This window comes from Streptomyces sp. NPDC005576 (assembly GCF_042871745.1).
Taxonomy (GTDB): Bacteria; Actinomycetota; Actinomycetes; order Streptomycetales; family Streptomycetaceae; genus Streptomyces.
Map to the genome: position 1 here is coordinate 83062 of NZ_JBIAJC010000016.1, position 24378 is coordinate 107439.

Genomic DNA, 24378 nt, shown 5'->3' on the forward strand with positions numbered 1-24378 from the left:
GGGGTGCGACTGGCCTCCGATCCTTGTTCGGCGGAAGTGTTCCTGCTGCGCCGGGCGGAATGCACGAGCCGTGCGGAGACCGTCGACGAGGCACCCCGTGGCCCCTTCGGACGGGGGTGGCGGCTCTGCGCCGGGTGAATGCGCCCGGCGTGAGCCCCCATGTTTCCGCCATGCGGTGCGCCCGTCCCTCTCTCCGCTTCCGCGACCCTTTGCCGGCGATGTGCGCACCGGCGCGGCGGATTTCTGCCTCCGCCCCCTCCGTCGTCCCCGTAATCTCTCCCCGAAGGTGTCGACCAGGCATGACTGAAAACGACGTGATCCCCTCTCGTTCGATTCCCGAAGACTTCTTCGAGCTGACCGTGGCGCAACAAGGTGTGTGGTACGGACAACTGGTCGAGCCGGAGAGCCCCAAGTTCAACATCGCCGAATGCTTCGAGATCCGGGGTGATCTCGACGCGGAGGTGTTCGCGGCCGCCGTCGCCCGCGCGGCCGCCCTCTGCGACAGCCTCAACGTCGAGTTCGTCCTGACGGACGCAGGCGTGCGTCAACGGGTCGTGCCGCCGCCCCGGTCCCGCCCCGACCGGCTCCGCCTGGTCGACCTCTCCGGCGACGACGACCCCGCCGCCGCCGCCGAGCGTTACATGGCCGACGACATGGCGACCGTCGACCGCATCGACGCCCCACGCCACAGCATGGCACTGCTGCGCCTCGGCCCCCGATGGCACTACTGGTACATCCGCTTCCACCACCTCGTGGTGGACGGTCTCGGTGGCGCCGTCTTCGCACGGCTGGTGGCCGACCTCTACGCGCGCCTCTCACGGGGCGAGGACGTGGCCGAGGCCGAGCTGCCGCCCGCCCCGCTCGCCGACCTCCTCGCGGACGAGGCCGCCTACCTCGACTCCGACCGGTACACGGCCGACCGGGCCTACTGGACCGCCAAGTTCGCCGACCGGGCGCCGGACGCCACCGCCGCCGTGCGGGCCGACGGCTCCGACAGCTCCGGTGGCGGGACCGGCGCACGGGGCGGCGCGCCGCTCATCCGCCGCCGTACCGACACTCCTGCACCGGCCGCTCCCGCCGGCGCGGACGGCGTGCACCTGCACACCGGCGAGACCCTGCCCGTCACCGTCCTCGACGAACTGCGCCGGCTGGCCGCCGCCAACCGCACCAGCTGGACCGCCGTCCTGGTGAGCGCCGTCGCCGCCTACGTGGGCCGGGCCACCGGCACCCGGGACGTCGTCGTGGGCCTCGCCTCCAACGGCCGCCACGGCGGACTGCGGCACATCGTCGGCATGACCGCCAACATCCTGCCGCTGCGGCTGAGCATCACCGCCGACATGACGGTCGGTGAACTCGTCCGCGCCGTAGCCCTGGAGATGCGCGGCGCCCTCCGCCACCGGCGCTTCTCCCGTGAACAACTCGCCCGCGAACTCAGAATGACCGACGACGCGGCACGCCTGACGGACGTCGTCGTCAACATCATGGGCTACGAGTACGACCTCGAGTTCGCCGGCACTCCCGCCGTCTCGCGGGTGCTGTCCATCGGCCCGGTCGACGACGTCTCCCTCTTCGTCTCCGAACGCTCCGAGGGGACCGGGCCGTTGATCGGGTTCGACGCCAACCCGGAGCTGTACCGCCCCGAGGACGTGCAGCTGAGCCAGCGTGCTGTCATCTCCTTCCTGTCGGCCCTCGCCGGCGCGGACCCCGAAACCCCCCTGCATGAACTGACGTTGACCGACGGCCCGGCCGCCCGCGAACTCCTCGGGCACGGCCGCGGCGCCGCCCTGCCGGCACCGGCCGGCGGCCTGCCGGAGGCGTTCGGCGCGCAGGCAGGCCGTACGCCGGAAGCCCCGGCGGTGGTGGACGGCGACGTCACGCTCTCCTACCGGGAACTGGCTCACCGCGCGGCGGCACTCTCCGGAGCGCTCGCGGGCTGGGGACTCGCGGCCGAGGACGGCGTCGGTGTCCTGGTGGACCGCTCCGCCGCCGTGGTGGCCGCCACCCTCGGTGTGGTCGGCGCGGGCGCCGCGTACGTACCGATGGACGCCGCCTGGCCGGAGGAGCGCCTCGACCGCGTCGCGGACGTCGCCCACGTCCGTGCCCTGGTGGTCGACGAGGCCGCCGCCGGACAGAACTGGGTCAAGGTGACGGCGGCCGTCCTGCCGGTGATCGTCGTCGACACCCTCGGCGGTGTGCTGCGCGGCGCTCCACCCGCTCCGGGGCGCCTCCCGGCGGCGACGCACCCCGACCGGCTCGCCTACGTGATGTTCACCTCCGGCTCCACCGGCCTGCCCAAGGGCGTCGGGGTCACCCACGCGGACGTGCTGGCACTGACCGCCGACACCGAGTGGACCGGCGGGACGTGCGAGGCGGTGCTGCTCCACTCCGCGTACGTCTTCGACGCCTCCACCTTCGAGATCTGGGTTCCGCTCCTGCACGGCGGCCGGGTGGTCGTCGCGCCCCCGGGCGTCCTGGAGGCACCCGTCCTCACCGGCCTGGTCGACCGGTGCGGGGTGACCGCGCTGTTCCTGACCACCGCCCTGTTCAACGTGGTGGCCGAGGCGGACCCGGCGGCCTTCGCCGGGCTCCGGCTGGTCGCCGCGGGCGGCGAGGCCGCCACGCCGGAACTGATGCAACGGGTGGCCGCCGCCGCGCCCCGCACCCGGGTCCTGCACGTGTACGGGCCCACCGAGACCACCACCTTCGCCGCCCGCCACCGGGTGGCGCCGGACACCGGCCAGGTGCCTCCCATCGGCCGCCCGCTCGACGGGATGCGGCTCCAGGTCCTCGACGCCGGCCTCGCCCTGGTGCCGCCCGGCGTGGTGGGGGAGCTGTACGTGGCCGGCCGGGGTGTCGCACGCGGCTACCGGGGCCGGCCCGCGCTGACCGCCGGCCGGTTCGTCGCCGACCCGCACGGGCCGCGCGGGGACCGCATGTACCGCACCGGGGACCTCGTCCGGTGGACCGCGCACGGCGAGATCGAATACGTCGGGCGCGTGGACGGGCAGGTCAAACTCCGCGGATACCGCATCGAACCCGCCGAGATCGAGGGCACCCTCCTCGCGGACCCGGGTGTACGGGCCGTCAGCGTGCTGGTCCGCGAGGACATACCCGGCGACCGCCGGCTCGTCGCGTACGTGGTGCCGGCCGCGGGCGCCCGGCCGGACGACACCGCGCTCGCCCGCCGGGTGGGCCGCGCGCTGCCCGCGTACATGGTGCCCTCGGTGTTCGTGACGCTCGACGCGCTTCCGCTCAACCCCAACGGCAAGATCGACCGCCGCGCCCTGCCCGCCCCACCCGCCGCGGCCGCCACGGGCCGTGCCCCGCGCACCGCGTACGAAGAGGTGCTGGCCGGTCTCTTCGCCGACGTCCTCGGCGTCCCCGCGGTCGGCGCCGACGACAACTTCTTCTCCCTGGGCGGCCATTCCCTCCTCGCCACCCGCCTCACCGGCCGGGTGCGCGCCGCCCTGGGCACCGAAATCGGCCTGCGCACCCTCTTCGACCACCCCACGGTCGCCTCGCTCGCGGCGGTCCTCGACACCGCCGGCGCCGCCCGGCCCGCCCTCACACCGCAGCGACGGCCCGAAGCGGTGCCGCTCTCCTTCGCGCAGCGGCGGCTGTGGTTCCTCAACCGGGCGGAGGGCCCCGGCGACACGTACACCATCCCGCTCGTCCTGGAGCTCGAAGGGCCGCTCGACACGGAGTCCCTGCGGGGCGCCCTGGCCGACGTCGTCGCCCGGCACGAGAGCCTGCGCACCGTCTTCGCCGAGCACGACGGCGTGCCCCGCCAGCACGTCCTCGACGCGGCCGCCGCGGCGGAGCTGGTCCCGCTCACCGTACGGCGGCCCCCGGCCGGGGAGCCCGACGCGGGAGCCTGGGCGGAGGAAACGATCCGCCGCCTGACCGCCGAGCCCTTCGACCTCACCGGCGACCTCAGCGTCCGGGCGAGCCTGCTCCAGGAGGCCCCGGCCCGTCACCTCCTGGTCCTCGTCCTCCATCACGTCGTCGCCGACGGCTGGTCCCTCGCCCCCCTCGTCCGCGACCTCGGCGCCGCCTACCGCGCCAGGACCGAGGGAACCGGCACCCCCGACTGGCCCGCACTGCCGGTGCAGTACGCCGACTACACGCTCTGGCAGCACCGGCTGCTCGGCGACGACACCGACCCGGAGAGCCTGGCGGCGATCCAGCTCGCGCACTGGCGAGAAGCCCTGCGGGGCGCCCCCGACCTGCTCGACCTGCCGCTGGACCGGCCGCGCCCCGCCGCGCCGAGCCACCGGGGCGACGCGGTCCCCTTCGCCCTGCCCACGTCCGGACACGCCGCGCTCGTCCGGCTCGCCCGCGCGGCGGGCTGCACCCCCTTCATGGTGCTCCAGGCGGCGCTGGCGGTGACGCTGCACGCCCACGGCGCCGGCACCGACATCCCTCTGGGCACCGCCGCGGCGGGCCGCACCGACGAGGCCCTCGGTGACCTGGTCGGTTTCTTCGTGAACACCGTCGTCCTGCGCACGGACCTCTCCGGCGACCCGACCTTCCGCGTACTGCTGGAACGCGTAAGGGAGTTCGACATCGCCGCCTTCAGCCACGGCGACCTCCCCTTCGAACGGATCGTGGAGGCCGTCAATCCCGAGCGGTCCGGAGGGCACCACCCCCTCTTCCAGACCATGCTGGTCCTCCAGAACCAGGAGCGGACGGACCTGGACCTGCCCGGGATCGCCGTCCGGGACCGGTCCCGGCACACCGGGATCAGCAAGTTCGACCTGACGTTCTCGTTGACCGAACTCGGCTCTCCGGCGGGCGACTCCGCCGCCGAGGAGCCCGGCGCGGGAACCCGGGCGCCCGGAGGGATCGGGGGATACCTGGAGTACGCCACCGACCTCTTCGACGCGGCCACCGCCCGCGGCCTGAGCGCCCGGTTCGCCCGTGTGCTCACCCTCGCCGTCGCCGATCCCGACCGCCCCGTCGGGAGTCTCGACCCGCTCGGACCGGACGAGCGGGACCGGATGCTCGCCCAGGGGAGGGGCAGCGCGCGACCGTTGCCCGCCACCACCGCCCCGGAGGCGGTCCGGGAGCAGGCCGCGCGTACCCCGGATGCGGTCGCGGTCCGCGACGAGAACACCAGCCTCACCTACGCGGAGCTCGACGCCCGCGCCGACGCCCTCGCCCACGCCCTGCGCGAGCGGGGCGCCGGCCGCGAGGACCGGGTGGCCGTGGCCGCGCCCCCGTCCGTCCACACCGTCGTCGCCCTGCTGGCGGTGCTGAAGGCCGGCGCCGCCTACGTACCCGTCGACCCGGAATACCCGGCCGCCCGCATCCGGCACATGCTCGACGACGCCCGGCCGGTCCTGCTGCTCACCACCACGGCCACCCACCCGACGCTGCCGGCGGCCGGCCTGCCGTGGCTCGCCCTCGACGCCCCCGCGGACCCGGCCGCCCCGCACGTCCCGCGCACCCGGCACGTACCCCACCCGGCGGACCCCGCCTACGTCATCTACACCTCCGGCTCCACCGGCCGCCCCAAGGGCGTGGTCGTGCCCCACGCCGCGCTCACCAACCACATGGCGTGGCTGGCGGACCACCTCGCCCTCACCCGCGAGGACCGGGTCCTCGCCCGCACCTCCACCAGCTTCGACGCCTCCGTCTGGGAACTGTGGCTCCCGCTGATGAACGGAGCCGAGGTCTGCGTACTGCCGCCCCGGGCCAACCGGGAACCCGCCGAACTCCTCGCCTGGATGGACCGGTTCGGCGTCACCGTGGCCCAGTTCGTCCCCTCGCACCTGACCCACGTCCTCGCGGAGGCGGCCCATGCCGCGCCACTGCCCCGGCTGCGCGCCGTGCTGTGCGGCGGCGAACCGCTGCCCCGCGCACTCGCCGACCAGATCGCCGGCCGCTGGGGCGCCGACGTGCACAACCTGTACGGGCCCACCGAGGCGACCATCGACGCGACCGCGCACCGTGAGGACGGCCCCCGGACCGCTTCCCCCGCCGAAACCGTCCCGATCGGCCGGCCGGTGGACACCATGCGCGCCTACGTGCTCGACGGCCGGCTGCGCCCCGTACCGCCCGGCGTCACCGGGGAGTTGTACCTCTCCGGGCCCAACCTCGCCCGCGGCTACCTGCGCCGGGCCGCCCTGACCGCCGAACGCTTCGTCGCCGACCCCTTCACGGCCGACGGCAGCCGCATGTACCGGACCGGCGACCTGGTCCGGTGGAACGGCCACGGACTGCTCGACTACCTGGCCCGCGCCGACGATCAGGTCAAACTCCGCGGTTTCCGGATCGAGTTGGGGGAAGTCGAGGCCGCGCTCCTGGCGAGCCCCGGCGTCACGGGCGGCTGCGCGGTGATCCGCGAGGACGCGCCCGGCCGACGCCGGCTCGTCGCCTACGCCGTGACCGACGGTGCCGCCGTACACCCCGCCGCCCTGCGCGACGGCCTCGCCGAAGCCCTCCCGCACCACATGGTGCCCTCCGCCGTCGTCGTGCTCGACGCCCTGCCCCTCCTGCCCAACGGCAAGGTGGACCGGCGTGCCCTGCCCGAACCCGGTCAGGACACAGACGGGCCGGCCGCTCCGGGACGACTCACCCTGCGGGAGGAGCTGCTCGCCGGGATCTTCGCCGACGTGCTGCACCAACCCCGAGTGGGCCGGCACAGCAGCTTCTTCGACCTCGGCGGACACTCGCTCCTCGCCATGCGCGTGGTGAGCCGGGTCCGTGCGGTACTGGGCGCGGAGATCGCCGTACGCACCCTCTTCGAGCACCCGACCGTCGCGGGCCTGGCCCGCGCCCTCGACCCGGCCGCCCGGACCCGCCCGCCCGTGGTACCGGTCGAACGGCGGCCCGATCCGCTGCCACTCTCCTTCGCCCAGCGGCGGCTCTGGTTCCTCAACCGCCTCGAAGGACCCACCTCCACCTACAACATCCCGCTCGTGCTCGAACTCGACGGCGCGCTGGACGCCGACGCGCTGCGCGCGGCGCTGCGCGACGTCGTGGAGCGGCACGAGTCGCTGCGCACCCTCTTCCCCGAGCGGGACGGCACACCGCGTCAGTCGGTCGTCGGCGCCGACATCGCCACTCCCGCACTGCCGGTCGTCGGGGTGGCCCCCGCCGATCTCGACGAGACCGTCTTCGACGCCGTACGTGAGCCGTTCGACGTCACCACCGACCTGCCGCTGCGCGCCCTGCTCCTGCGCTCCGCCCCCGGCCGCCATGTCCTGGTGCTGGTCCTGCACCACATCGCGGGCGACGGCTGGTCCCTCGCCCCGCTCGCCCGCCACCTCGGCGAGGCATACCGGGACCGGCTCGCCGGCCGAGAACCCGCACCGGTGACCGGCGCCGTGCTCCAGTACGCCGACTACACCCTCTGGCAGCACGCCACCCTGGGCGACGGCATCGCACCGCAGAGCGCGCTGCGGCAGCAACTGGACCACTGGCACACCGCCCTCGCCGGGCTGCCGGGCCTGATCGACCTGCCGCTGGACCGGCCGCGCCCGGTCACAGCCGACCCGAGTGGAGACGTCCACGAGTTCGACGTGACCCCCGCGCTCCACGCCCGGCTCCTCGACCTGGCGAGGGAGTCGGGAAGCAGCCTCTTCATGGTGCTCCAGGCGGCGGTGGCCGCGCTGCTGCACCGGCACGGCGCGGGCGACGACATCCCGCTCGGCACACCCGTCGCCGGGCGCACCGACGAAGGGCTGGAGGACCTGATCGGGTTCTTCGTCAACACCCTGGTCCTGCGAACGGACCTGTCGGGCAACCCGTCCTTCCGAGAACTCCTCGTGCGTGTGCGGGAGTTCGACCTCGCCGCCTACAGCAACCAGGACGTGCCCTTCGAGCGGCTGGTGGAGAGCCTCAACCCGGTCCGGGCCGGCGACCACCACCCCCTCTTCCAGACCATGCTGGTCCTCCAGAACCAGGAATCCGTCCGCCCCGAACTCCCCGGGCTCATCGTGGAGGACCGGCTCGTCCACAACGGCCTGAGCAAGTTCGATCTCACCTTCGCGTTCACCGAGGAACGCGGAGGCGGCGGCCTCACGGCCGGGATCGAGTACGCCACCGCCCTCTTCGACCGGGACACCGTCGTCACCCTCGCCGACCGGCTGGTCCGCCTCCTGGACCAGGTGGCCGCCGACCCCGGACGACCGCTCGCCCGCCACGACCTGCTGACGGCCGACGAACACACCCGGGTCACCCGCTGGGGCACGGGCGCCCCTCTCGGTGAGCCCGCACCGGACACCACCCTGCCCGCCCTCTTCGCGGCCCAGGCGCTCCGCACCCCGGACGCCCCGGCGGTCGTCGACGCCACCACCGCCCTCAGCTACACCGAGCTCGACACGCTCTCCGCCGACCTGGCCGCAGCGCTGGCCGGACTCGGCGTGGGCCCCGAGGCAGGTGTCGGCGTGCTCCTCGCCCGGTCGCCCGCCGTGGTGACGGCCTCCCTCGGCGCCGTCCGCGCGGGCGGCGCCTACGTACCCATGGACGCGCGCTGGCCCGAGGAGCGGCTCGAACAGGTCGCCGGAGTCGCGTCGTTGCGGGTCCTGGTCGTCGATGACAGCGCCCTCGCCTCACCGTGGGTGACCGCGACCGCCGGCCGGCTGCCGGTCGTGGTGGTGGACCGGCTCGGCCGGGTCCTGCGCGGCGCCCCCGAGCGGCCGGGCCGCCCGGGCGCCGCGCCGGGGCCCGAAGCCCTCGCATACACCATGTTCACCTCCGGCTCCACCGGCCTGCCCAAGGGGGTCGGCGTCACCCACGCCGACGTGGCCGCGCTCACCGAGGACGCCGCCTGGCGCGGAGGTGCCGCCGACGCGGTGCTGATGCACTCCGCGTACGTCTTCGACGCCTCCACCTTCGAGATGTGGGCCCCGCTCCTGCACGGGGGCAGGATCGTCGTCGCGCCGGAGGGCGTCCTGGAAGCACGCGTCCTGCGCGAAGCCGTCCACGAACACGGCGTGACCGCCGTCTTCCTGACGACCGCGCTCTTCAACGTGATCGCCGAGACCGATCCGGGGGCCTTCCAGGGCCTGCGCCTGCTGTGCGCCGGCGGCGAACTCGCCTCCCCGGACGCCATGCAGCGGATCGCCGGCGCCACGCCCGGCCTCCGCGTCCTGCATGTGTACGGGCCGACCGAGGCCACCACCTTCGCCACCCGGTTCGACGTGGCCGCAACCCTTCCGGCCGGACCACCGCCCATCGGCCGCCCGCTCGACGGCATGCGGCTGTACGTGCTCGACGGCTCCCTCGGCCCGGTCGCCCCGGGCGTCGTCGGCGAGCTGTACCTCGCCGGGCGCGGGGTGTCCCGCGGCTACACCGGACTGCCCGCGCTGACCGCCGGCCGTTTCGTCGCCGACCCGTACGGCCCGGCGGGCGGACGGATGTACCGCACCGGCGACCTCGTCCGCTGGACCCGGGACGGGCACATCGCCTACGTCACCCGCGCCGACGGACAGGTGAAACTGCGCGGCTACCGCATCGAACTGGGCGAGATCGAATCCGTCCTCGCCTCCTGCGAGGGGGTCGCCGACTCCTTCGCCGTCGTCCGCGAGGACACCCCGGGCGACCGGCGCCTCGTCGCCTACGTGGTGCCCACCGCAGGAACGCGCCCGACGCCCGCCGACCTCGCCCGGGCGCTCGGCCGGTCCCTGCCCGCCTACATGGTGCCCTCCGCGTTCGTGCTGCTCGACACGCTGCCACTGACCGTCAACGGCAAGGTGGACCGGCGCGCACTCCCCGCACCCGCGCACGCGGGCCCGGACCGCCCGGGCACGAGCCGCGCCCGTACCGCCCGTACCGCCCGCGAGGAGATCCTCCGCGGACTCTTCGCCGACGTCCTCGGACTCGGCGGGGGGCACGTCGACGGTGACGGGGACTTCTTCGCCCTCGGCGGACACTCCCTGCTCGCCACCCGCCTCGCCGCCCGCATCCGCACCGCCCTCGGAGTGGAGATACCGGTCAAGGCGCTCTTCGAGCACCCCACCCCGGCCGCCCTCGCCGCGGTCCTGGACGGTGCCGAAGCGGCCAGGAGACCGCTCCGGAGAGCCGCCGAACGCCCCGATCCGCTACCGCTCTCCTTCGCGCAGCAGCGCCTCTGGTTCCTCGGCCGGCTGGAGGGGCCCAGCGCGACCTACAACGTGCCGCTGGTGCTCCGGCTGGACGGCCCGCTCGACGTGGAAGCCCTGGAGAGCGCCCTCGCGGACGTGGTCGAGCGCCACGAGAGCCTGCGCACCGTCTTCCCCGACACCGACGGCGTGGCCCGGCAGCTGGTGGTCGGCAGCGCTCGCGCCGACCTCGACCTGACACCCCGCGACACCGATCCCTCCGACCTCGGCGACACCCTCACCGCCGAGGTGACGCACGCCTTCGACGTGAGCGCCGAACTCCCCATACGGGCACGGCTGGTGAGACTCGCACCCGAAGCCCACGTACTGGTACTGGTGCTCCACCACATCGCCGGGGACGGCTGGTCCCTCGCCCCGCTCGCCCGCGACCTGGGCGAGGCGTACCGGGCGCGAGCCCGTGGCGAGGAGCCGGGCTGGAGCGAACTCGCCGTCCAGTACGCCGACTACACCCTCTGGCAGCGCGCACTCCTCGGCGAGGAGGACGATCCCTCCAGCCAAGCCGCCCGCCAACTGGCCTTCTGGCGCACCGCCCTCGCCGGCGCCCCCGACCTCCTCGAACTCCCCTGCGACCGGCCGCGACCCGCCGTGCCCGCGCACTGCGGCGACGCCCACCCCTTCACCGTCGGCCCCGACACCCACCGGGCGCTCGCCGACCTCGCCCGGACCCGGGGCAGCAGCCTCTTCATGGTCCTCCAGGCCGCCCTGTCGGTCCTCCTCTCCCGCCATGGCGCCGGAGAGGACATTCCCCTGGGCACCGCGGTCGCCGGCCGCACCGACGAGGCACTCGACGACCTGGTCGGCTTCTTCGTCAACACCCTGGTGCTGCGCACCGATCTGAGCGGCGACCCGACGTTCGGTGAAGTCGTGGACCGCGTGCGGGACTTCGACCTGGCGGCCTACGCCCACCAGGACCTGCCCTTCGAGCGGCTGGTGGACGCCCTCAGCCCCGTCCGCGCCCAGAACCACCACCCGCTCTTCCAGACCATGCTCGTCCTGCAGAACCAGGGGGACGCCACGATCGGCCTGCCCGGGCTGACGGTGACGGAACAGCCCGTGCACACCGGCATCAGCAAATTCGACCTGACCTTCACCTTCACGGAGACGTACGACGACGCCGGGCGGCCCGCCGGCCTCGGGGGCGTCCTGGAGTTCTCCACCGAACTCTTCGTCCCCGCCACCGCCCACACCCTCGCCGCCCGGCTGACCCGCCTCCTCGCCCTCCTCGCCGCCGATCCCGACCGGCGCGTCCACGCCGTGGAGGTCCTCGACCAGGACGAGCGGCGGAGCCTGGACCGCGTCGCACACGGCCGGGCCCGCCCCCCGGCGGCCCGCACCACACCCGAGGCGTTCCGCGCGCAAGTCGCCCGCACCCCCGGCGCGACCGCCGTACGCGACGGCGGCGACGGGATCAGCTTCCTCGCACTCGACGCGCTCTCCGACGACTTGGCGCACCACCTGCACGACCGGGGCATCGGCCGGGGCGACCTGGTCGCCCTGGCGCTCGAGGGCACCGCGGACCAGGCCCTCGCGATGCTGGCCGTCACCAAGGCCGGAGCCGCCTATCTGCCGGTCGACCTGGAGTACCCCGAGGCGCGCATCGCCCACATGCTCGACGACGCCCGCCCGGCGCTGCTCCTCACCCACGGCACCCGCGCCGAACGAGCCGGCCTCTCCGTGACCCGTCTGGCGCTCGACGACCGGGCCACCTGGTCCACCGGGCGCACCGCACCGCCCGCCGCCGCGCCCGACCCGCGCGACGCGGCGTACGTCATCTACACCTCCGGCTCGACCGGCCGGCCCAAGGGCGTGGTCGTCACCCACGCCTCCCTCACCAACCACATGGCGTGGATGGCGGACCACCTCGGCCTCACCGGTGACGACCGGGTCCTCGCCCGCACCTCGCCGAGCTTCGACGCCTCGGTCTGGGAGACCTGGCTGCCCCTGCTGCACGGCGGCTCCACCTGTCCCGTGCCGCCCGCCCTCAACCACGACCCCGCCGGGCTGCTGGCCAGGATGCACGCCGAGGGCGTGACCCTCGCCCAGTTCGTACCCTCGCACCTCTCGGTCGTCCTCACCGAGACGGGTCCCGACGCGGCGCCCGGCACGCTGCGGGCCGTCCTGTGCGGCGGCGAACCCCTGCCCCGGGCTCTGGCGGAACGCGTCGGACGGGAGTGGCGGACCGAGGTGCACAACCTCTACGGGCCCACCGAGGCCACCATCGACGCCACCGCCCACCACCAACGGGCCACCGGAGCGGACCAGCCTGCGGGGGAGGGGAGCGTGCCGCTCGGACACCCCGTCGACAACACCCGCGCCTACGTACTCGACGCCGGTCTGCGGCCCGTGCCGCCCGGCGTCACCGGGGAACTGCACCTCGCGGGCGACGGACTCGCCCGCGGCTACCTCGGCCGCCCCGGCCTGACCGCCGCACGGTTCGTCGCCGACCCGTACGGCCCCGCCGGAAGCCGGATGTACCGCACCGGAGACCTCGTCCGGCGGGACACCGACGGTCTGCTCACCCATGTCGGGCGTGCCGACGACCAGGTCAAGGTGAACGGATTCCGCATCGAGCCGGGCGAGATCGAGGCCGCGCTCACCGCTCTCGACGGCGTCGCCACTGCCTGCGTCCTGGTCCGTGAGGACCGGCCCGGCGAACGGCGTCTGGTCGCCTACACCGTCCCCGACCCGCACGACGGTGCCCCGACGCCGACGGAGCGCGAACTGCGCGCCCGCCTCGCCGGGACCCTGCCGCCGTACATGGTGCCCGCCGTATTCGTGCCCCTCGACGCGCTGCCCCTGCTGCCCAGCGGCAAGACTGACCGACGGGCCCTGCCCGCCCCGGCCAGGCCCGCCGCCGCACGTCCGGGCGGCCGGCCGCGCACCGCGAGGGAACAGGTGCTCTGCGACGTGTTCGCCTCCGTCCTGCGCGCACCCGCCGTCCGCGCCGACGACGACTTCTTCGCCCTCGGCGGTGACAGCATCCTCTCCATCCAGCTCGTCAGCCGGGTCCGCGAGGCCGGCCTCCGGGTCACCCCCCGCGACGTCTTCGTCCACCGCACGCCCGAGGCCATCGCCGCCGCGGCCACCCCGCTCGACCGGGCGGCCGCGCTCGGCCCGGCCACCTCCGCGGCGGACGCGCGGGGGACCGGCACCATGCCGGCGACCCCGATCGTCGGCTGGTTCCTGGAGCGTCCCGGAATCACGGACGGCTACAACCAGTCCGGAGTGCTGCGCACACCGCTGGGAGCCGGCCCCGACACTCTGGCCGCAGCCCTCCAACTCGTCATCGACCACCACGACATGCTCCGGCTCCGGGTCACCCGGGCGGCCGACGGCGAGCCCGTCCTCGAAGCGCTGCCCACCGGCTCCGTCACCGCCCGCGACCGGCTCACCCGGATCGACATCGCGGGCCTCGACACCGACGCGGTCCGGGCGGCCGTCACCGAAGCGGGCGAGGAGGCCCGCGGACGGCTCAGCCCCTCGGACGGAAACGTCGTGGAAGCCGTCTGGTGCGATGCCGGACCCCGGGCGCGGGGGCGGCTGCTCCTCGTCGTCCACCACCTGGCCGTCGACGCGGTCTCCTGGCGCATCCTCGCCGTCGACCTGGCCACCGCCTGGCGGATCGTCACCGCAGGCGCCGGACCGGGCGCACTGCTCCCCGCCCCCACCACCTCCTACCGGCACTGGGCGCACCTCCTCGCCTCCCAGGCGCACGACCCCGCCCGCGAGGCGGAACTCCCGCTCTGGGAAGCGGTGTCGAGCACCCCCGATCCACGACTGGGACACCGCCCCCTCGACCCCGGGCGGGACACCGCCGGCCGGACCCGCACCCTCGTCACCCGGCTGCCCGCCGACTGGACGCGGCCCCTCCTCACCACCGTCCCCACCGCCTTCCACGCCGGAGTGGACGACGTGCTGCTCACCGGCCTCGCCCTCGCGGTGAGCGCCTGGCGAGCGGAACGGTCCCTCGACCGCGCGGACGGCACGGACGGCACGGACGGCACGGACGGTCCCGGCGGGGCCGGCGGGGCCGGCGGGGCCGGCGTACTCGTCGACCTGGAGGGCCACGGCCGGGAGCAGATCGACGAGAGCCTCGACCTCTCCCGTACCGTCGGCTGGTTCACCAGCCTGTACCCGGTCCGCCTCGACCCCGGACCTCTCGACCCCCGCGCCCCCGGACGCTTCGACGCCGCCCTGGCCGAACGGGCCCTCAAGCGCGTCAAGGAACAACTGCGGACCGTCCCCGACCACGGTGTCGGCTACGGGATGCTGCGTCGGCTCAACGCGACGACCCGCCCCCGGCTGGCCGCCGCGCACGACCCCCAGATGGGCTTCAACTACCTCGGCCGGTACACGGGTTCGTCCGGTACGGCCGACTCGGGCGGGAGCGCCGACTGGGAGGTGCTGCTCGACGGCGGCGGCCCCCGGCCCCAGGACCCCGGCATGCCCGTCCACCATGTGCTCGACATCAACGCGCACACCGAGGACGGGCCGGACGGCCCGAGCCTGGTGACCCGCTGGACCTGGCCCGCCGAACTCCTCCCGGAAGAGGACGTGGAAGCCCTGGCCGAGGCCTTCGGCCGAGCCCTGCGCGTGCTCGCCGAACACGCCGAACGGCCCGAGGCGGGCGGCTGGACGCCGTCCGACCTCCCCCTGGTCTCCCTGAACCAGGCCCAGATCGACCGACTGCAGAACAAGTGGGGTGGACGCAAGTGACCGGGTTCCAGTTGGAGGACGTACTGCCGCTGACGCCGTTGCAGGCAGGCATGCTCTTCCACGCGCTGTACGACTCCACCGCCGTGGACGTCTACACCGCGCAGTTCGTCTTCGACCTCGAAGGCTCCCCCGACGTCCCCGCACTGCACGCCGCCGTCGGCGGCCTGCTGCGGCGGCACGCCAACCTGCGGGTCGGCTTCCTCCACGAGGACCTGGACGAGCCCGTGCAGGCCGTCGCCGCCGAGGTGCCGGTACCGCTGGAGGAGCTGGACCTGACCGGCCCGGACGGCCCCGCGGCGACACAGGAGCGCCTCGCCGCGTTCCTCGCCGCCGACCGCACCCGGCGTTTCGACCTCGGCACCCCGCCCCTGATGCGCTTCACGCTGGTCCGTACCGCGCCCCGCCGCCACCGGCTCGTCATGACGTCCCACCACATCCTGCTGGACGGCTGGTCGATGCCGGTGCTCGTACGGGAGCTGTTCGAGCTGTACGCGACCGGGGGCGACGACTCCGCCCTGCCGCGCGTCGCCCCGTACCGCACCTATCTCGCGTGGCTGGCCCAGCAGGACCGTGCGGAGGCGCTGGACACCTGGCGCACCGCGCTGGCCGGGATCGAGGCGCCGACCCTGCTCGCCGGACGCGCCGGTGGAGCCCGGCCGGCCTCCGGGGGATCGCCGGTTTCCGGGGAACTGGCTGCCACCGGGGAACTGCCTGCCTCCGGGGAACTGCCTGCCTCCGGGGAGCTGCCCGCGACGCTCGTGCTCGACCTGGACGAAGCGACCACCCGGCGGCTGCGCGAGACCGCCCGAGCCCACCGGCTCACCCTCAACACCCTGGTACAGGGCGCCTGGGGGCTGCTCCTCGCCCGGCTCACCGGACGCCAGGACATCGTGTTCGGTACCACCGTCTCCGGCCGTCCGCCCGAGATCCCCGGCGTGGAGTCGATGGTCGGGCTGTTCATCAACACCGTGCCGGTCCGACTGCGGCCGGCGGCAGACGACACCCTCGCCACGCTCCTGACCCGGCTCCAGGACGAGCAAGGGCGCCTCCTCGGCGCCCAGTTCGTGGGGCTGACCGAGCTGCGCGAGATGACCGGCCTGGACGAACTCTTCGACACCCTCACGGTGTTCGAGAACTATCCGCTGGACGCCGAGGCCCTGCGCACCGCCCAGCAGGGGCTGACCGGACTCGCCGTCACCGGCTTCAGCGGCACGGATGCCGCCCACTACCCGCTCACCCTCACCATCGCCCCCGGCGACACCCTGCGGATCACCTTCGGCCACCGGGCCGCCGTCCTCGGCCGCGACGAGGTGGCCCGCACCGCGACCCGCATGCGCCGCCTGCTGACCGCGATGGCGCAGGGGCTCGATCTGCGCGCCGACGCCGTACCCGTCCTGCTGGACGGTGAACGGGAGGCGCTGCTGGCTCTGGGGCGGGGGGCCGAACTCCCGCCCGGTACAACGGAGACGGGCGTCGCGGACGTGGTGGCGCGGATCGCCGCCCGGCAGCCGGAGAGCATCGCCGTCACCGGCGCGGGCGAGGAGCTGACGTACGGCCGGCTCCTGGGCCTGGCGGACGAACTCGCCCGGGCACTCACGGGCCTCGGAACGGGCGCGGAGTCCGGCATCGGGATCCTCATGGGCCGCTCGACCGCCGTGGTCACCGCCTCACTCGCGGCTCTGCGCGCGGGTGCCGCCTACGTGCCCCTCGACCCGCGCTGGCCCGCCGAACGCCTCGTCCGCGTCGCGGAAGTGGCGGGCCCGCGCGTGCTCATCGTCGACGAGGCCAACCGTGCACACCCGATGCTGGAGCAACTGCCCGGCCATATGGCGGTGGTGACCGTCGACGCCGCGGGCCGGCTGCTGCACGGCGGGCCGGCCACCCCCGGCACCCTCCCGCCCGGCGGGGACAGTGCCCGCCTCGCCTACGTGATGTTCACCTCCGGCTCCACCGGACTGCCCAAGGGCGTCGGCGTCACCCACGCCGACATCACCTCCCTCGCCGCCGACCGGACCTGGGGCGGAGGGGTCGCCGATGCCGTCCTCCTGCACTCGGCGTACGCCTTCGACGCCTCCACCTTCGAGATCTGGGTCCCCCTCCTCAACGGCGGCCGCATCGTCCTCGCCCCCGAGGGGACCCTCCAGCCCGCCGCGATCCGCGACCTCGTCGCACGCCACCAGGTGACGGCCGCCTTCCTGACCACCGCCCTCTTCAACGTCGTCGCGGAGACCGACCCCGGCGCCCTCGGCCTGCTCCGACTGGCCGCCGCCGGCGGCGAGGCCGCCGCGCCCGGCGTCCTCCAGCGGCTGGCCGCGGCCCACCCCGGCACCGCCGTCCTCAACGTCTACGGGCCCACCGAGACCACCACCTTCGCCACCCTCCACCGCGTCCGCCCCGGCGACGCCCCGGGCCAAGTCCCCCCGATCGGCCGGCCGCTCGACGGCATGCGCGCCCACGTCCTCGACGCGGCCCTGTGTCCTGTACCGGCGGGCGCCGAGGGGGAGTTGTACCTCGCGGGTCCGGGCGTCGCACGCGGCTACCTCGGCCGCCCCGGGCTCACCGCCACGCGTTTCGTCGCCGACCCCTTCGCCGGGGGCGGAGCGCGCATGTACCGCACCGGCGACCTCGTGCGCCGGGACCAGGACGGTGCGCTGCACCACCTGGCACGGGTGGACCAGCAGATCAAGCTGCGCGGCCACCGCATCGAACCCGCCGAGATCGAGGCGGTACTCCGCACCGATCCGTCCGTACGAGCCGCCTGCGTACTGGTCCGCGAGGACCTGCCCGGCGACCGCACCCTCACCGCCTACGTCGTCCCCGCACCCGGCCGCACCCCGGACCCCGGCCTGCTGGCGGCGCACGTCGGCCGCCACCTGCCCGCGTACATGGTGCCGGCCGCCATCCAGCCCCTCGACGCCCTCCCGCTCACCCCCAACGGCAAGCTCGACCGCCAGGCCCTGCCGGCGCCCGCCCGGCGGCCCGGACCGGCCGGAAGGGCGCCGCGCGGCGCCCACGAGGAGATACTCGCCGGACTCTTCGCCGACGTGCTGGGCGTGGACCGCGTCGGCGCCGACGACAACTTCTTCGCGCTGGGCGGTCATTCACTGCTCGCCACCCGCCTGGTGGGCCGGGTCCGCACCGCCCTGGAGACCGAGGCGGACATCCGCACCCTCTTCGAGAACCCCACCGTCGCCACGCTCGCCGAAGCCCTGGAGCAGGCCCGCCGGCCCGCCCGCCCCGCCCTCGTCCCGCAGGAACGCCCGGCCGTCCTCCCGCTCTCCTACGCCCAGCAGCGCCTGTGGTTCCTGCACCGGCTGGAAGGCCCCTCCGCCACCTACAACATTCCCTTCGCCGTACGCCTCGACGGGCCGCTCGACACCGGGGCGCTGCGTGGGGCGCTGCACGACGTCGTCATCCGGCACGCCTCCCTGCGCACCGTCTTCCCCGAGCGCGACGGCGGGCCGTGCCAGCACATCACCGACCCCGAGGACGTGCGCCTCCCGCTCCTCGTCGAAACCGTCGACGAGGAGAAGCTCGCCGATCGCGTCCGGGCCGCTGCGGCCGAACCAATCGACATCGAACACCGGCTGCCGGTCCGCGCCACCCTGCTGCGTCTGGTGCCGCTCGTCGAGGGGCGGACCCCGGCCGACGACGCACACGTCCTGGTCCTGGTGATCCACCACATCGCGGCCGACGGATCGTCCCTGGCACCCTTCACCCGCGACCTCGCCACCGCCTACCGCGCGCGCCTGCGCGCCGAGGCACCCGCCTGGGCGGAACTCCGGCTGGACTACGCGGACCACGCCCTCTGGCAGCGCCGCCTGCTCGGCGGCGCGCAGGACGGACCGGACAGCCTGCTGCACCGCCAACTCGCCCACTGGGAAACCGCGTTGGCAGGCCTGCCGGAGATCGTCGAGCTGCCCTGGGACCGGCCGCGCCCGCCCGTCTCCCTGCACACCGGCGCCACCCACTCCTTCACCCTCGGTCACGCCACCGCACGACGGATCACCGACCTCGCCCGCACCACCGGCAGCACCGTCTTCATGGTGCTCCAGGCGGCCCTGTCGCTCGTGCTCTCCCGCCACGGCGCCGGGGACGACATCCCGCTCGGCACAGCCGTCGCCGGCCGGACCGACGAGGCGGCCACCGACCTCGTCGGCTTCTTCGTCAACACGCTGGTGCTCCGCGCCGACCTCTCGGGCGACCCGACGTTCCGCGAACTCCTCGCACGGGTCAAGGAGTTCGACCTCTCCGCGCACGCGAACCAGGACGTGCCCTTCGAACGGCTGGTCGAACTGCTCAACCCCGCCCGTTCGCAGAACCACCACCCGCTCTTCCAGACCATGCTCGTCCTCCAGAACCACACCCCCGCCGCCCCCGTCGAACTGCCCGGACTCGCCGTCACGGCCCTGCCCGTCGAGACGGCCGTGAGCAAGTTCGACCTCTCCTTCACCTTCTCCGAGACCCACGACGGCAGCGGGGCGCCCGAGGGCATGGAGGCCACCGTCGACTACGCCACCGAACTCTTCGACGCGGCGACCGTGCGCGCCCTCGCGGAACGGCTCGTCCTGCTGCTCGACGCGGTCACCACCGACCCGGACCGCCCGCTCCACACGTACGAGGTACTCGAACCCGCCGAGCGCCGCCGCATCCAGACATGGGGCACCGGTCCCGCGGACGACCTGCGCGGCTCCACCGTCCCCTCGCTCTTCGAGGAGTGGGTCCGGCGCACCCCGGACGCGCCCGCCGTCCGCGACGCCCGTACCACCCTGACGTACGCCGCTCTCGACGCCCGCGCCGACGCGCTCGCGCACCGGCTCGCCGCCCTCGGTATCGGTCCGGAGGACCGGGTGGCGGTCGCGCTGCCGCGCACCCACGACCTCGTCGTCACCCTCCTCGGCGTCCTCAAGGCCGGGGCGGCGTACGTACCGCTCGACCCCGACTACCCCGCCGACCGCCTCTCCTACATGCTGGAGGACGCCCGTCCGCGCCTCCTCCTGACCACCCCCGAGATCCACCACCGGCTCCCCGTGACGCCGGTGCCCCACCTGTACGCCGCGGACGCGGGCGACCCCGGCGCCCGCGCCACTCCGGCCCGGCGCCCGCTCCCGGAGCACCCCGCGTACGTCATCTACACCTCCGGCTCCACCGGCCGGCCCAAGGGGGTCGTCGTCACCCACCGGGGTGTCGGCGCCATGGCCGGGACCCAGCGGGAACGGCTGCGCGTCACCCCCGGCAGCAGGGTGCTGCACATGGCGTCCGTCAGCTTCGACGCCGCGTTCTGGGAACTCTGCATGGCGCTGCTCTCCGGAGCCTGCCTGGAGATCGACGAACGCGACGCCCTGCTGCCCGGCCCCACCCTCGCCGCCACCGTCCGCGAGCGCGGCGCCACCCACCTCACGCTTCCGCCCGCCGCGCTCGCGGTGATGCCGGCCGGTTCGCTGCCCACCGGGACCACCGTGGTGCTCGCCGGCGAGGCGTGCACCCCGGCCCTGGTACGGGAATGGGCGTCCGGCCGTTTCCTCGTCAACGCCTACGGGCCCACCGAGACCACCGTCTGCGCGACCATGAGCGCCGCCCAGCACGCGGACGGACCACTCGCCCCCGACCGTACGGTGCCCATCGGCGTACCCGTCGACGGCACCCGCGTCCACGTCCTGGACGACCGGCTCGCACCCGTGCCGCCCGGCGTCGTCGGCGAACTGTACGTCTCCGGAGCGGGAGTCGCCCGCGGCTACCACGGGCGGCCCGGCCTGACCGCGAGCCGCTTCGTGGCGGACCCCGCCGACCGCACCGGCGGGCGGATGTACCGGACCGGCGACCTGGTCCGCTGGGCCACGGACGCCGGACCCGGTGAACCCGGCCACCTCGTCTACGTCTCCCGCGTCGACGACCAGGTCAAGCTTCGCGGCTTCCGCATCGAGCTCGGCGAGATCGAGGCCCTGCTCACCGCCCTGCCCGGCGTCTCGGCGGCCTGCGCCGTCGTCCGTGAGGACCGGCCCGGCGACCGGCGCCTCGTCGCGTACACCGTGCCCGCCGACGGCGCGGCCGGGCCGGACGCGTCCGAGCTGCGTGCCCACCTCGCCGCCGCCCTGCCCGACCACATGGTCCCCGCCGCCTTCGTACGCCTCGACGGGCTGCCCCTCACCCCCAACGGCAAGACCGACCGACGGGCCCTGCCCCTGCCCGACAGGGCCGCGCCGACCGGCGGACGCGCCCCGCGCACGGACCGCGAGAAGGCTCTCTGCGAGGTGTTCGCGGAGACACTCGGCATGGACGAAGTCGGAGTCACCGACGACTTCTTCGCGCTCGGCGGCCACTCGCTGCTCGCGGTGACCCTCGCCCAGCGGATCGAGGAACGCTGCGGCCGGCGCCCCACCCTGCGCGCCCTGTTCGCCGCACCCACGGCCGAGGGCATGGACCGCCTCCTGGGAGGCACCGCACGCGAGGAGAGCCGGTCGGACGACACCACCGCAGTGGACCTCGCCGCCGAAGTCCGCCTCGCCCCGGACATCACCGCCACCGGCCACGGGGCCCGGGTGCCGGCACCGGCCCGCCACCCGGCCCGCCCCGCCGCACGCCCCCTGCTCACCGGCGCCTCCGGCTTCCTGGGCGCCTTCCTCCTGCGCGACCTCATCGAGTCCACCGGCGGTCCGGTCGACTGCCTGGTACGCGCCGCCGACGCACGGGGGGCAGCGGACCGGCTGCGCGCCAACCTGGAGCACTACGGCCTCTGGCACCCCCGGTACGCCGAGCTGATCCACCCGGTCCCCGGCGACCTCGCCGCCCCCGGCCTCGGCCTGGCGCCCGAGGACCGGGCCGCCCTGGTGCGCCGCCTGGGCCCCGTCCTGCACAACGGCGCACACGTCAACTTCGCTGCCCCGTACGGAGACCTGCGCGCCGCCAACGTCGCCGGCACCGAGGAACTGCTGCGCCTGCTCGCCGACTCCGCCTCACCGGGGATGCACTACGTCTCGACCACCGGCGTCTACGCCCCCGCTTCCGGTCCGGCCCCCATCACCCTCACGGAGACGAGCCCGACCGGCCCGGCCACGCGGCTGCCGGACGGCTACGCGCAGAGCAAGTGGGTCGCCGAAGGACTCGTGGGCCTGGCCCGGGAACGCGGGCTCGTGGTGAGCGTCCACCGCCCCGGCCGCATCAGCGGGGACACCACCACCGGCGCCTGCCAGAACCGTGATCTGCTCTGGCAGCTGATCAAGGGATGCCTGCAGGCCGGCGCGGTACCCGACCTGCCGCACGGTTCGACCGGCTGGGTGCCGGTGGACCACGTCAGCGCCGCGGTGGTGGCGCTCGCCCTCCGCGGGCGCCCGGGCAACGCGACGTACCACCACACCCACCCGGACGCGCCCGGTCTGGACCGCGTCTTCGAGGCGGCCGGCCGCCTCGGCCACGAGGTGCGCACCGTCCCCGCCGACCAGTGGCAGTCCCGCATCGCGGCCCAGCCCGGCAACGCCGCGCAGCTGTTCCTCGGCGAAGGGGAGAGTGCGGAGGGCGGCGCGACCGACCACCGCCGCTTCGACTCGGGCCGGACCATCGAGGCGGTGGCCGCCCTCGGCGTCCACCTGCCGCCCCTCACCGACGACGTGGTGACCCGCTACCTGACGTACTTCCAGGGCACAGGGTTCCTGCCGGCGCCACGGAGGGAGACGGCCACACCGTGACGGCGCCCGGGTGCGGGGGTCGCGCGCGATGCCACCCCCGCACCCCCGCGCCCCCGCGCCCGGGGCCAGCCGTACCGCACCCGGCGCGGGACGTCCCCGCGAAGTCTCCGCCCCACGCCTCTCCCTCGGGCAGCTCAGCCGTTGGAGACGCGCACCACTCCGGTGATGGTCCCCTGGTAGACCACGCCACCGGGGGCGATGGAACCCACCATCTGCAGGCTGTCGAAGAGCGAACCCGTGCCGACGGACTTGGTGCGGACCGTCTTGCCGGTCTCCGGGTCGATCTCCGCGTACGCGAAGTTGTCCAGGATGGACGTGCTGTTGGTGCCCGGGATGAGCGGACTGCGGACGATGGTGTGGAGGAGGCCGTCGGCCGTGGACAGACGGGGCACGGCCGAGGAGCGGGTGTCGGTGTCCCACTTCAGATCGCAGCCGGAGCCGTCCGCGCGCACGTCGACCCGGCTGAAGCCGCCCGTGAAGTCGGCCGAGGCGGGGACGCTGGTGCCGGCGTTCTCCGGGAGGGCGGGGTAGGGGTAGCCGTACGTGCTGGCGACGAAGACCGAGTTGCCCACGGCGACCGGGGAGTTCTCGCTGCCGCTGCCGGACTTGAGCACCGGGACCGAGCAGACCCGGGCGCCGGTGTCGGTCCGGTACACGAGGAGATTCTCGGTAGGGGAGGCGTTGTCCACGATGGTGACGTAGTCGGTGCCGGTGCGCGGCCCGAAGAAGGTCGGGGTCGAGCCGGTGCCCCAGCTCAGCTGACCGGGCTTGCGGGCGGGTCCGCGGTCGTAGGGCTGCCGCCAGGTGATGGTGGGCGTGCCGTCCTCGGTGGCCGTCAGCAGATACGTGGCGTGGCTGGTGGCGATCGCCGTGCCGCCAGGCGCCGTTGAGATCGAGTTGTCGACGCGCTCCCCGGCGGGCAGAGCCAGTGAGCGGACGGTGCCGGTGCGCTCGTCGGCCGTACCGACCACACCGCCGCCGGTGGCGAACCAGACCCGGCCCCGCCAGTCCGGCGAGACGCCGGTGACAGCGTCGCCCTCCGGGACGGCTCCCGTCAGCGAGAGGGAGCTCGCGACGTACAGTTCCCAGCCTCCCGACGCGGTGCGGCGGTGGCCGATGCGGAGCAGGTCGCGGTTGCCGTCGACCGCGACCAGTCGGTCCTGGTCGTCGAGGTAGGCGTACACCCCACCCAGCAGTGAGCCCTTGGCGATGGTGAGCTTCGTCAGGGACTCCCCGGTCACGGGGTCGAGCAGATGAACCGTGGGTACCTGGCCGAAGATCGGTGTGCACAGGGCCACGGGGTAGCCGTCCGAGCCGACCAGGATCGTGGGGCAGGCGGACTGGAGTGCGACGCGCTTCGAAGTCAGCGGACCCGTACCCGGCCCGGGGAGCGGAGTGGCGTCGGACGAGCCGGTGTCGCCGTGCATGGTCGCGGTGCCCTGGGGGCCGCTGTACGGGTTGTGCGGCGGCAACGGGCCGAACCCCGACGTCGCCTGGGCCGGGAACGCGGCCGCCAGGGTGAACAGGGCGGCGCTCAGCACGGCGGCGCGCGGGGACAAGGACGGACGACGAGACACGGGTGAGTCCATTCGGCTGGGGACGGCAGAGGCGGCCGTGCTGGACGGAGGACGGCCGGATGCAGCCGGGATCCGCGGCACAAGGCTGGGGGACAGGCCGGATCGAGGAGCAGGACCGCAGGCACGTGAGCCCGGCACGAGCCGGGTGAGAGGTTCCACGTGGTCGTGCGGAGGGAGCCGGAGCCGGTCCCCGCGTCGGACGGTGCGCGACGGGTGGTCGCTACTGCCCCAGGAGGACCGGTGACCGCGCGGCGGACCTGCGGAGACGACCGGGAGCGGCACGAGGGAGCGCCG

Annotated in this window: 3 protein-coding genes; 2 read left to right on the plus strand and 1 reads right to left on the minus strand. The window is 74.6% G+C overall.

The annotated features are described in order from the left end of the window. Positions 1 to 299: 299 nt before the first annotated feature. Both ACFYPN_RS26870 and ACFYPN_RS26875 read left to right on the plus strand, forming a co-directional pair. The gene (locus ACFYPN_RS26870) at positions 300 to 14825 is read left to right on the plus strand and encodes an amino acid adenylation domain-containing protein (protein ID WP_389301670.1); all 14526 of its coding nucleotides are present in this window, start codon (positions 300 to 302) and stop codon (positions 14823 to 14825) included. After that, positions 14822 to 22507: an amino acid adenylation domain-containing protein gene (locus ACFYPN_RS26875; protein WP_389301673.1), complete on the plus strand. Its 7686-nt coding sequence runs from the start codon at positions 14822 to 14824 to the stop codon at positions 22505 to 22507. Before ACFYPN_RS26870 ends, ACFYPN_RS26875 begins: the two co-directional genes overlap by 4 nt. Positions 22508 to 22641: 134 nt before the next feature. On the opposite strand, the gene ACFYPN_RS26880 is transcribed toward ACFYPN_RS26875, so the two are convergent. Beyond that, positions 22642 to 24096 (minus strand): hypothetical protein, encoded by a 1455-nt coding sequence (locus ACFYPN_RS26880; protein ID WP_389301676.1) that lies wholly within the window; start codon positions 24094 to 24096, stop codon positions 22642 to 22644. Positions 24097 to 24378: the final 282 nt, after the last annotated feature.

What these genes read in the sequence shown, in the direction of transcription:
- ACFYPN_RS26870 (WP_389301670.1), top strand. Translation starts at nt 300, where the DNA reads ATGACTGAAAACGACGTGATCCCCTCTCGTTCGATTCCCGAAGACTTC.
- ACFYPN_RS26880 (WP_389301676.1), bottom strand. Translation starts at nt 24,096, where the DNA reads ATGGACTCACCCGTGTCTCGTCGTCCGTCCTTGTCCCCGCGCGCCGCC.